Here is a 12,236-nt window from a genome sequence, read left to right as displayed (position 1 = left end):
ATCAGCTAAAAAAACCTATATTAAGACTAAAATCCATAATAAAAATATGGATTTAATTAGTTCGTCCTCTTCTACCTATCATAGCAACATATTTGAGTTTAATTCATCGATAAAATATTAAAACAAAATATATAAACATATAATTTAAATTCAACAACTTGATTCATCGAATTAACCATTTATTCAAAACTATTTTTCCATTTGTCAAAAGCCACAGAAAGCTTTAGAGTCAATAAGTATATAAAGATTTTTAAGCTTTTAACGGCTACAGTTTTATGACTTCTCTTCGATTGATTGCTGCTTGAAAAATTTTAGAATGAGAGAAAAACTGTTGTCACATTATCACTTTAAAATGAATTAACAAAACGGTTAATGTCATGTGCTGTTGAGCGTGTTATCAATTGAAAAGTTATAGCTCCCAACTTTAATACATGATCATAATAATGGAGATACTCAATGAGCGACGACGTTAAAAAATGTCCTGTCACCCACCTAACAACTGATGCTGGTGCTCCTGTTGTAGACAACCAGAACAGTATGACGGCAGGTGCACGTGGTCCTTTACTTGCCCAAGATTTATGGCTTAATGAAAAACTCGGTAATTTCGTTCGTGAAGTAATTCCAGAGCGTCGTATGCATGCTAAAGGTTCTGGTGCTTTCGGTACGTTTACCGTGACTAACGATATTACCCAATATACCCGCGCTAAAATTTTCTCAGAAGTTGGTAAAAAAACTGAACTTTTTGCTCGTTTCTCTACCGTAGCGGGTGAGCGTGGTGCTGCAGATGCAGAACGCGATATTCGTGGTTTTGCCCTTAAATTCTATACTGAAGAAGGTAACTGGGATTTAGTTGGTAATAACACGCCTGTCTTCTTCCTACGTGATGCACGTAAATTCCCTGACTTAAATAAAGCAGTGAAACGTGATCCAAAAACCAATAAGCGTAGTGCAACAAATAACTGGGATTTCTGGACTTTACTTCCTGAAGCTCTACACCAAGTTACGATTGTGATGTCTGACCGCGGTATTCCAGATGGTTACCGTCATATGCATGGTTTTGGTAGCCATACCTTCAGTTTTATTAATGCCAATAATGAACGCTTCTGGGTTAAATTCCACATGCGCACTCAACAAGGCATTAAAAATTTAACCGATGCTGAAGCTGAAGCGATTATTGCCAAAGACCGTGAAAGCTCACAAACAGACTTGTTCGATGCAATTGAACGCGGCGATTTCCCGAAATGGAAAATGTACGTTCAAATCATGCCTGAACTTGATGCAGAAAAAGTACCTTATCACCCATTCGATTTAACCAAAGTATGGCCTAAAGGTGACTATCCATTGGTTGAAGTGGGTGAATTCGAACTCAACCGTAACCCTGAAAACTATTTCCACGATGTAGAACAAGCCGCGTTTGCACCAAGCAACTTGGTTCCAGGCATTAGTTTCTCACCTGACCGCATGCTGCAAGCGCGTTTATTCAACTATGCGGATGCTGCACGTTACCGTGTGGGTGTAAACCATTACCAAATTCCTGTGAATGCACCACGTTGTCCTGTTCACTCGAACCGTCGTGATGGTCAAGGCCGTATGGATGGTAACTATGGTGCAACACCGCATTATGAACCAAATAGCTTCAGCCAATGGCAAGAGCAACCACAATACAAAGAACCACCATTGAAAATTACTGGTGATGCTGACTTGTGGGATTACCGCGAAGATGACAGCGATTATTTCAGTCAACCACGTGCATTATTCAACTTAATGAATGCTGAACAAAAACAAGCATTGTTTAATAACACTGCTGGTGCAATGGGCGATGCACTCGACTTCATCAAATATCGTCATATCCGTAACTGCTACGCTTGTGAACCGGCTTATGGTGAAGGTGTTGCGAAAGCATTGGGCTTAACCGTAGCAGATGCGCAAGCTGCACGCGCAACTGATCCAGCTCAAGGTAACCCAGGCCTACTTTAATACTTTAAATAAATATAAAAAACCACCTTTCGAGGTGGTTTTTTATGGCATTAAATATTTCAATTAACTTCTAATTCATCCTTAAACAATCAATTTTTTACCTTCATGTAAAGTCAAAAATGGATTCATTAATTTTGAAGTTTTGCGCATCGCTTTGTGTAGATCATGCTCAGGTTGTTCGCGTGCTTCATCAGTCAACTGAAAAGTGCGATAGTGCATTGCCAGGGAGCATTTAGATTGTAAATCCTTATGCGCTTGAAATGCTTCTTCAGGATTCATGTGCAAATAGGTCATTAAACGGCGTGGTTCATACGCCCCAATTGGTAGTAATGACACCCGTGGTGCACCTAGACGGCTATAAATTTGCTTAAAATGCGCTGCATAGCCCGTATCTCCTGCAAAGAAGAAATGACCTGTACTATGAACAATTGAAAAACCACCCCATAAGGCATGATTTTGATCACGCCAGCCACGTCCTGAACCATGCTGTGCAGGCGTATAGACAATGCGTAAATCCTCAAACATTTCCGACTGCCACCAATCCAACTCGATGACATTGAGATGTTCAGGTAGATAATAGCCATTACCTAATCCTGTATAGATTGGCATTGCAAATTGTTCATGTAACCAATTCAGCGTCGCTAAATCCATATGATCATAATGATTATGACTCAGTAAGACACCATGAATCGTTGGTAGTTCTTCTAAAGCAATACCTGCAGGACAGGCACGACGAGGCCCTGTGCCCTGACGTGGGCCTGCATACTCAGCCCAAACGGGATCGGTCAAAAAGTTATAAGGTCCAATTTGAATTAAAACGGTGGCATGGCCCACAAACCAAACCAACCAATCATCCATTTTCGCCAATGGACGGTTTTGTGGAATGCTCCGCGAAGCAGCATAAAACTGCTGATACTCTTTCTCTCGATCCACTTTCCAAGTATCACTTTTACGCGTCATGATCCATTTCAGCATATCTTTTCGGGTGAAAGGCTCAGGATTGCGCAGTGTATTGAAAAACTTTTCCCCATTAAAATGGTCACTCGCCAGATAATCAAAGACTGGCTTGGTCCATGTATGCTTCATACAACTTTCGGTTGCGATTTGAAACTGAGCTTTTTGTGTTTTTGGATTCATGTATTTTAAATTCATTCACTGAGCTGACAGATTTTGCAAAGTTGAAGACTCTGCGACCTACTGTTCAAGACGACCTTTCATACGTTCCTGCCAGACCACTTTAGACTGTGGTTTGACAAAGAGTGCCACAATTTCAGGGTGAAGCTGTTTAATTTGTGCTTCAATTCTGTTGACGCATGCTTCAATCTCATCTGACGTTAAATTATCTTTAAATTCAAGACTCAATGAGGCAATGACTTGATGTGCGCCCATTTGCTCTGTTAATACTCCGTTAGCAGAATGTACAGCTGGATCTAGTTCCGCCACGTTTAAGACATTATGCCTTAACTGTGGATCGGCAGTTTCCCCCATAAGCAATCCTTTAGTCTCACGTGCCAACAAAATCGCAGAGATGGCCAATACCACGCCAATTAAAACCGAAGCCAAACCATCAAGCATTGGCATATTCAGCGCATGTGATAAATAAATACCAATCAAAGCAATGAACAAACCGATTAATGCAGCTGTATCTTCAAACAAAACGGTAAAGGTCGTGGGATCTTTACTGCGTCGAAATGCTTCGAAATAACCTTGCTTACCCTTTACCTTTCGAAAGGCTTTGAGTGCCACAAACCAAGACGTCCCCTCACATAAAATCGCAATGCCTAACACAATATAGTTAATCATTGGGTTACTCATGGCTTCAGGGTGATAAATATGATGAATCCCCTGATAAATTGAGACGATTGCGCCTAATGCAAAGACCAGTAATGCCACAATAAATGCCCAAAAATATAACTCCCGTCCGTAACCAAACGGATGTCGCGAGTTAGCTGGCTGCTGAGATTTCTTCATACCGTACAGCAGTAAGACTTCATTCAGCGTATCGACCACTGAGTGAATTGCTTCACTGAGCATGGCCGAACTATTCGTGATATAAGCAGCGACAAACTTTACCAGTGCAATCGCTAAATTGCCGAAGAGCGCTGCATAAACCACGATTTTATTGGATTCAGACATTCAAATTTGTCCTAAACTTATTGTTATCAAACAGATCTATTTGATTTTATGGCTCATTCCATAGTACTCAAACTGACTGTTGCTGTTGTTTGTTATTTTGTTGTTTTTAGAGCAAGTGTCGATTGTTTCATCAGTTTATAAGTTGCTTATATTTAAAATGTTCCATGTGAAACCTCAGACTATTCCGAAATAATTGAACCATTCAAAATATGAAAAATACACATAAAAAAGGAAGCCGCAGCTTCCTTATAATTCTGTAGATGTACGCCGTTCAACGTACTTTATTAATATATTGCTCGCGCCACTCTTTCCAAAAGTACATCACAATACCAAACATCACGACGACGATCCCAATAAAGGCATTGGAGCTAATATATTCACTGTTCAACGTCGCTCCCAAAACCAATGCTATGACAGGTGTCATCACATTACTGAGGGACACTGTTGATGCCGCCAAACGTTTGATCAGCCAGAAGTAACACAGCATCGCCACAATGGATGACATGATCATAGTAAAGACAAAACCTATCATGGCACGGCCACTTGGCAATTCGGTTGGAAAATGCTGCCAGATAAAAGGAATGATGAGTACCGAACCCAAGGCAGAAACAATCAGAGAACCTGTTGCCTGAGACATCGGTTTTAACGGTGCGTTAATCTGTTTCACCCAAAAAATCGAACTGATATATGACACCATACTGATTAGCATCAGTACAACGCCAATTGGATTGACTTTGCTATCAGCAGAATCTGCAAAGACAAAAGTTAGACCACCCACTGCAACCGCCATGCCCAACCACTGCAAAGCGACCAATTTATGTGTTTTTAAAATAACATGCCCAATCAAACCGGCAATTAAGGGTGAAAAACCAAAAATCAGTGCCATTAAACCAGAGGTGAGATAATTGGCTGCGAGATAAATAAACAACTGTGCGCCAATCAAATTCAAACTCCCAGCCACATAACTTTTTAATGAGGTTTCATCAAACGGCAAAGGATCACGCATCAATTTCAACAGAAACAGCGCAATAATAGATGCGCCGAAGTAACGGATAATCAACACCCACATCGGATGTATTTCCTGCACACTCCACACAATCGCGAGCGGCGTCGTCGCCCAAATCAGTACCAAAAGAGCATATATACTTGCCGTCACCAATATTGGCGTTGAGTTTGAATTCATAAATTGCTCAATTAAATTTATCAAAAAGAACTGAACTCAATTTATGTTCAATCCGGTATCAACAATACTGATGGCGGCATGGATGCCGCCCGATCATTTGGAATACACGGAAGTATCCCCAAACGATCAAAAGATTTTTGTTACTTTTAATCTTTTAAAAGTAAGGCATCGCCTGCGCAAAGGCATATAAACCAAAATGTAATGTAAGGCCGTGACGCTAAAACTAAAGACATAAAAAAACAGACCTACGTTACCGTAAGTCTGCTCCTCTTAGACATTCAGCTTACTTTACAAGTTTACGTAAATCTTGGCTTAAATCTAAATATTTATCCGCTTCAAACGCCGCATTCTTGCTAATCAATTTTTTCAAATGACGCATCTCTTTCGCAGCATTCACAGTGATACCACCAACAATGACACCGTCAGTTACACCAAACAATACAAATGAAGATTCAGCCGCCAACTCAGGTTTAATTTCACCACGAACGATCCATTCGCTTGCAGCCATATCACCTACAAATTGATAGTTGATATTCAATTGATCTGTCCAAAACCATGCTGGGTTTGGTGTAGGATGTTCTACATCCATTACATGACGAGCAAAGATACCTGCTTGCAAGTTCGCATTTTCCCAAGTTTCGACACGACGGTGGTTACCACAGTCACGAAGCTGAGTCGCAACGTCACCCGCTGCATAAATATCTGGATGCGAAGTTTGGCAGTTATCATTCACTTTAATGGCAAAATCAACGTCTAAACCTGCATCAACCGCAAGTTGAGCATTTGGCACAATACCAATACCGTAAACTACAGCATCTGCACGAAGTTCTTCACCGCCTTCAAGCGTGATCACCACTTCTTCGCCATCAAGCTTACAGTCAGCAATAGAAGTCGAAAGACGAACATCTACACCTGCAAGACGTTGTTGAGCCAATAAAAATTCACTCAATACGCGTGGAGATGAACGCCCCATCACCATTGGACCCATTTCAATCACGGTCACGATACAGTCTTTAGAACGTGCTGAAGATGCAAGCTCAAGACCAATCACACCACCGCCGATCAATACAATACGGCGACCCGCTTGTAATACAGGCACCAATGCTTGTGAATCTTCAAGGTTACGTAAGGTATAAACGTGTTTACCCAAAGCATCGAAATTCGGTAAACGGCGTGCTGCACCACCAGTTGCTAGAAGCAACTTGTCAAATGCAACAATTTCACCATTTTTCAGTTCAACTGTTTTCGCATCGCTATGGATTTTCACCACTCCATTGCCACGAATATGTTCAACACCGAGTTCTGCCAATTTTTCTTCTGACAGAATTTCGATTTTGGTCTCTTCAGGTTTTAGAATTACGTCTTTAGACAAAGGCGGACGTTCATAAGGAAGATGTGTTTCATCACCCACCAAAATGATTTTGCCTTCATACTTGTTCGCACGGAGTTCTAAAATGGCGCTAGCACCAGCTTGACCAGCTCCAACAATAACGATGGTTTCGATACCATTTTGGCTCATGGGTTTGTTCCTTATTTCAATTCTGCAGATACGATGCCGAAGCCCGCAATCCACTCACTAATGTCTTCGTAGCAATGTGTTGTCATGTCGTATTCGCCCACTTCATGTAGTGCAGCAAAAGCAGCCATCCAAGAACGAACTTCTTGACCGCCACGACCGCCTTCAACACGAATTTCAGCTTCAGTCATTGCTTCAATTGCAGCAAAGTCAGCTTTGGCAAAAGTTTCAAGCAATGCACGGTCCCATTCTGGGTTAAGTGGCACTGCGACAGAAGTATCACCAGCTGCAAGCTTTTGACCTACGGCAATAATTTTGCCTTGACGTGCATTACGTGCATCAATTGTTGGGTTACGACCTGCAATCAGGAATTCTTCCACTTCAGGAGGCACTGAACCCATTTGCGGTGTTGGTGGATCATGAGACAAGCCACCTGTACCCAAAACAAGTACACGTTCATTTTCTAAGTTCAATGATTTAATAAACTGACCGACTGCACGACCCAAAGCGACTGTACGCTTGGTTGTTGGCATCGGCGCAGCTGCACCATTGATAAAAATTGGAATCGTTGGATAACGATCAAGCTTGCCACCACAAAGGAAATGTAATGGTTGAGTCACACCGTGGTCTGCCTGCATACGATAAGAGTATGCAACATCAACACCTTCATCCAATACGCGACGAACCAGACTGATTGCTGTTTCTTCAGGCACATTGATGTGGTCATTGTCTTTACCATAATCCCAATCACCTGCTGCTTTGGCACGAATACCGACGCAGAAAGATGGCATGAGGTCATAGAAGAAACCATTGAAATGGTCTGGACCAAAAGTAATGATCAATGTTGGATTATAGTCTTCAACTTCTTTAGCAAGTTTGGCAAAAGTTTCGCGAACTTTTTCCTCTTTGTATTTCTCTTGCGGAGAAGCGAATTCCATTAGGGGACTGTGCGATGCACAAATAAGTTTAACGGCCATGGGTGACTCCTAAACGGAAGGCAGCCAAGACGGCTGCCGAGTAAGTCCTTTACGTATTTGGCGAATTAAATCTCGTCAAAGAAGCCAGCACGTGGTTGACGTAAACCACGGATACCCAGACCACATTCAGCATTAATTAAAACACCAGTTAATGGGCGGTTGTTTTGACGAGAAGCCAATAACACGTATGAACCAGTCATATCTTCAGGTTCGGGTAAGAAATTGAGCGGCATGCCGCGTGCAATCATCTCAGGATCACGTGCATCGAGTAGACCGAGGTTTTCTTGGCCTAAAGAAGCAGCACCTTTGATGTTTACATTCATACCCGACGGAGCAACAGCGTTCACTCGTACTTTAGGCGCAAGCTCATAGGCTAATTCTTTCATAATCCCAACGCCAGCATGCTTAGACGCTGTGTATACAGGGCCTCCGCCTGCCGAATACAGTGCTGAGTTAGACAAAGTAAATATGATAGAACCTTCCGAAGCTATCAATGCATCAAGTGCAGCTTTGGCACCTAAGATGAGAGATTTGGTGTTAATACCCATAATCTCATCAAAAGCTTTTTCCAGCTGTTCACCCGATGTATTGACGATATCTGCGTAATGATCCCAGATACCTGCGTTTCCGACGAAACAGTCAAGTTTGCCATAATGTTCTACAGTTGCTTGAACTGCACGAACATTATCCTCATAGCTGGCTACATCACCTGCGATCGCAAGCACGCGGTCACCAAAATGTTCTTTCAATGCATCAACTTTCGATTGAGAACGTTGAAGAACAGCAACTTTTGCACCTTCTTCTAAGAAACGTTCAACCAATGCCCAGCCTAAGCCTGAACCACCACCGGTAATAAGTGCAACTTCGCCTTGTAGCCAACCCATGATTACTCTCCTGCCATCTCTACGTATAAAGCACCATCTTCAACAATCACAGGGAATGTTTTGATAGGATCTGTTGCTGGTAAGCATAATGCTTGACCAGTTTTCAAACAGAATCGAGCCGAATGAAGTGGACATTCAACAGTGCCATCATCTTCAAGGTAACCTTCAGACATTGAAGCATTACCATGTGAACAACGGTCGTTCATCGCGAAAAATTCGCCATTGTTGTTGAATACTGCAAGCGCATCGATACCGTTAACGCCGCAATCTACTTTCAATGCTTCGCCTTCGTCTAATTCGTCAACTTGGCAAACAAAAATCTTATTCATTAGAAGAACACGCTCAGGTTATGTGAGTTGTAAGTCACCTGATCAAGGGTAATCTTACGGTTGAAGATTTCGAAACCTTGCTCAGTGTCGACTTTGCGGATCTTGTCGTGACGCTTACCACAGTAGATTGTTACATCTTTCTCTTTCTGGGTACGGTACAACAAGTACGTTACGTAAACGTCGAATTCGCCTTCAACTTCAGTCGCTTCAACAATCACATTAGACACCATGTGTGTTGTACGTGAAGGAGGTTCTTCAGCCCAAGCCATACCTGTCTCTAAACGAGCTACACGGCGTTCCAACAAATCTTTAGTATCGTTAAATACCCAAGTTGTTGGCGGCTCAATCGAGCGACGACGGTCACGTGTTTGCGCGTTTGGTGTTGTGCGTAGCGTATAAGAAATATCTTCCGCTAATACAGCTAACCAATCGCGGAACTTCCAATCGTCAAGCAATTTTGCTTCACGATAAAGAAACTGACTAATTTGGTGATGGAGTTCTAAACTAATTTGACTCATTTCATAAGCTCCTTCTCATATTCGTCAGCCGCAGCTTCAACGTCTTCCCATTTTTCATGAATCAATAGGTCAGCCCAACGACGGTACATACCACGTGCAGCTGTTTCTGAGAAAATGTAGTTGGTGATACCAGGGATACCATCTTCACGTACTTTCTCGTTACCTTTACCCATTTCCATAATCAATTTGTTTTGACGGGCTTTATAACCACGTAAAACTTTTTGAATTTCAATCCAGTTCTCAGAGTCATCTTGCTCAAGGAAACCAGCAGGACCGAATGCGCGAGTCGCAGAGCGCTCAAATGCTTCTTTCACTTCTTGAGATGCTTCTGCGTCTGCAATACAAAATGCCCATACTTCAGTTTTGTTTGGACCACGTGGGTGCCATACACGAAGCGTTGCAGTACCGTTCAACCAAGACAATGTTGGGAACATAGTGTTGTGACCAGCAAGACGTAATGCACGTACTTCGCCTAAACGCTCTTTAACTTCATCAAATGTTTCACGGAAGTAGTTGGCAACTTCACCATCTACCCAAACGTTCGCATCTGGTTTTTCAGTAAAGAAGAAGCCTGAACCGTGACCACGTGAACCGTATTGGATCGCGTCTTTCGCAGTTTCCCAAACTGGACGAGCTGTTTGTGCAGCACCTAATTTCTTAGATGATTCGTCATCTGGTTTTGCACCCAAAACTTGGATTGCAGATGCGTGAGAGAACAATGCGTGGTATTGGTCAGATGCAAACTGTTCAGCTGCAAATTTCCAGTTACACTCGATTTCCCACTTGTGTACACCACCGATAATTTCAGTACCACCTGGACGACGGTCAAGAACACCATCTAAGTACCAAGCGATATCGCCCATGTATTCTTCTAGGTCAGGTGTTGTTTCATCCCAACAAGCGAATACTAAGCCTTTGTATGATTTAACACGGTTAACTTCAACAAGACCCCATTTCTCTTTACAAGCACCGTGCGGGAACGCGCGGTCTTCAAGAGGGATATCTTTTAAAGAACCATCAATGCCATAAGACCAGCCGTGGTACGGGCAAGTAAATGCACGTGTATTACCACAGTCCGCGAAGCTCACACGCATAGAGCGGTGACGACATTGGTTTAAGAATGCTTTGATTGAGCCATCTTTTTGACGTGCAACGATGATTGGATCTTCACCCATGTAGGTATTGAAGAAATCACCAGCCTTAGGAATTTGGCTTTCATGGCATAGGAATAACCATGTACGACCGAACACACGTTCTAATTCAAGTTCGTAGATGTCTGGATCTGTATAGATAGATGGCGTGATACGTCCATTTTGTGCATCGACTAAAGCATCGATTTCGCGCACATCAATTTTTCCACTCATGAAAAGCTCTCCTGTGACCATAAGGCACAAAGTAATAGACTCAACTTTTCAACGATGATGGATTTTAGAGCGATTTTCGGGAAATATTTATTTTGTTTTAATTAAGAGATTTTATGGATTATTACGGTAGGATTTTTTTATAGACAAACCGTTTTCAGCTGACCAAGACCATTTATTTGCTGAATGGCAAAATAATCTACACGCAATAGTTGTTTATAGATTATACTGAATCAACTTAATAGTAAGACATTTTTTGGATTACTCTACGGGCTGAATTTTATGGAATTACGACACCTACGATACTTCATTACCGTTGCTGAAGAACTCAATTTCAGTAAAGCTGCGTTGAAACTTTATACCGCTCAACCCTCTTTAAGTCAGCAAATCAAAGACCTTGAGGAAGATGTCGGCGTTCGACTTTTACACCGTACTAAACGTAAAGTTGAGCTCACAGAAGAAGGTGCCGTATTTCTTGAACAAGCACGTTTGACACTTGCTCAAGCAAACAAGGCTGTAGCCATGGCGCGTCAGGTTTCACAAGCCAAACAACAGATGTTGCGCATTGGTTTTGTACCTGTAGCTGAGATGAAAATCTTCCCATACGTCTTGCCAAATCTGCGTGTACAAAACCCTGAGTTAAAGATTGAATTATTGAGTTTAAACAACCTTGAGCAGATGAAACTGCTACAAAAAGGTGAACTAGACATCACTTTCACACGTAACAACTTCCACAATGATGAAGTGGAAAGCCAGTTTGTATTACGTGAACCTTTAATCTTTATTTTGCCAAAAGATCATCCTTTAGCGAAGTATGAACGTATCCCTGTAAAAGCCTTAAACGGGATCGATTTTATTATCCCTGCACGTGAGCAATCAGGCACATTGCACGAAGTAATTTTAGGCTTCGCTGCCGCACATGGTATTCAATTCAATATTGTTCAAAAAGCCGACAATATTTTGTTTAATATCAACTCAATTGGTATGGGTTTAGGCTGCACAATTCTACCTGGTTATATCGCACCATTGACCATGAATAACACGGTGATTCGCCCATTAGATGTCGAATTACCCTACCTCGATTTGTACGTAAGCTACCGTAAAAATTCGACTTCAGTCGCAGTAGATAAGTTCCTTGAGCTATTAACCAAAGTTTTTTACTTGGATATTAATCGCGAACAGCGTTAATTTTCATCAAATCAAAAAATGAAAAAACTGCACCATTATTTTTAAAATGAATAATGGTGCTTTTTTTTGTCCAATTTAGCCTTATTTTTAATCGTTCAAAGCTTTTAATTGACGCTTTTTATCTATCAGTGAAAGTGTGTTTATGGGAAATAACTTATAAATTTTAG

The 12,236-nt window shown here is 41.7% G+C and carries 11 protein-coding genes; 2 read left to right on the top strand and 9 right to left on the bottom strand.

From position 1 onward, the window contains the following. The first annotated feature begins 456 nt into the window (after nt 1-456). The gene (locus FTT84_RS01015; RefSeq protein WP_180058399.1) at nt 457-1,977 is read left to right on the top strand and encodes a catalase; all 1,521 of its coding nucleotides are present in this window, start codon (nt 457-459) and stop codon (nt 1,975-1,977) included. Nucleotides 1,978-2,058: 81 nt separating this feature from the next. Here the strand turns inward: FTT84_RS01015 and FTT84_RS01010 are convergent, their stop codons facing one another. From FTT84_RS01010 to hcaE, 9 genes are all read right to left on the bottom strand, one after another. After that, a complete protein-coding gene (locus FTT84_RS01010) occupies nt 2,059-3,114 on the bottom strand; it encodes an MBL fold metallo-hydrolase (RefSeq protein WP_067764155.1) in 1,056 nt (351 codons plus the stop codon). Nucleotides 3,115-3,171: 57 nt separating this feature from the next. Beyond that, entirely contained in the window at nt 3,172-4,113 is a 942-nt protein-coding gene (locus FTT84_RS01005; protein ID WP_180058398.1) for a cation diffusion facilitator family transporter, read from the bottom strand. 271 nt (nt 4,114-4,384) lie between these two features. Further along, nucleotides 4,385-5,296, bottom strand: coding sequence for a DMT family transporter (locus FTT84_RS01000; protein WP_180058397.1), 912 nt, complete (start codon nt 5,294-5,296; stop codon nt 4,385-4,387). A 283-nt stretch (nt 5,297-5,579) separates the two neighbouring features. Continuing rightward, on the bottom strand, nt 5,580-6,815 hold the full coding sequence (hcaD, locus tag FTT84_RS00995) for a 3-phenylpropionate/cinnamic acid dioxygenase ferredoxin--NAD(+) reductase subunit (RefSeq protein ID WP_180079627.1): 1,236 nt from the start codon (nt 6,813-6,815) through the stop codon (nt 5,580-5,582). Between the two features lie 11 nt (nt 6,816-6,826). Then, complete coding sequence (locus FTT84_RS00990; protein ID WP_180079625.1) at nt 6,827-7,789, bottom strand: 3-carboxyethylcatechol 2,3-dioxygenase; 963 nt, start codon at nt 7,787-7,789, stop codon at nt 6,827-6,829. A gap of 65 nt (nt 7,790-7,854) precedes the next feature. Next, nucleotides 7,855-8,673: a 3-phenylpropionate-dihydrodiol/cinnamic acid-dihydrodiol dehydrogenase gene (gene hcaB, locus FTT84_RS00985; RefSeq protein ID WP_180079623.1), complete on the bottom strand. Its 819-nt coding sequence runs from the start codon at nt 8,671-8,673 to the stop codon at nt 7,855-7,857. Between the two features lie 2 nt (nt 8,674-8,675). Continuing rightward, complete coding sequence (gene hcaC, locus FTT84_RS00980) at nt 8,676-9,002, bottom strand: 3-phenylpropionate/cinnamic acid dioxygenase ferredoxin subunit (protein ID WP_067763933.1); 327 nt, start codon at nt 9,000-9,002, stop codon at nt 8,676-8,678. Beyond that, nucleotides 9,002-9,520 carry a 3-phenylpropionate/cinnamic acid dioxygenase subunit beta gene (gene hcaF / locus FTT84_RS00975; protein ID WP_180062903.1) on the bottom strand — a complete coding sequence of 173 codons (519 nt, stop codon included), beginning with the start codon at nt 9,518-9,520 and terminating at the stop codon, nt 9,002-9,004. The genes hcaC and hcaF overlap by 1 nt, the downstream gene beginning before the upstream one ends. Next, nucleotides 9,517-10,884 (bottom strand): 3-phenylpropionate/cinnamic acid dioxygenase subunit alpha, encoded by a 1,368-nt coding sequence (gene hcaE, locus FTT84_RS00970; RefSeq protein WP_067763943.1) that lies wholly within the window; start codon nt 10,882-10,884, stop codon nt 9,517-9,519. The genes hcaF and hcaE overlap by 4 nt, the downstream gene beginning before the upstream one ends. Before the next feature lie 279 nt (nt 10,885-11,163). Here hcaE and hcaR point away from each other — a divergent pair, with 279 nt between their 5' ends. After that, nucleotides 11,164-12,069 (top strand): DNA-binding transcriptional regulator HcaR, encoded by a 906-nt coding sequence (hcaR, locus tag FTT84_RS00965; RefSeq protein WP_180058394.1) that lies wholly within the window; start codon nt 11,164-11,166, stop codon nt 12,067-12,069. The last annotated feature ends 167 nt before the right edge of the window (nt 12,070-12,236 follow it).

The sequence above is a fragment of the Acinetobacter sp. YH01019 genome (assembly GCF_013420285.1).
GTDB classification, from domain to species: domain Bacteria; phylum Pseudomonadota; class Gammaproteobacteria; order Pseudomonadales; family Moraxellaceae; genus Acinetobacter; species Acinetobacter gandensis.
The sequence above is the reverse complement of the archived record's forward strand: the minus strand, read 5'-3'. Positions and strand labels throughout refer to the sequence as shown.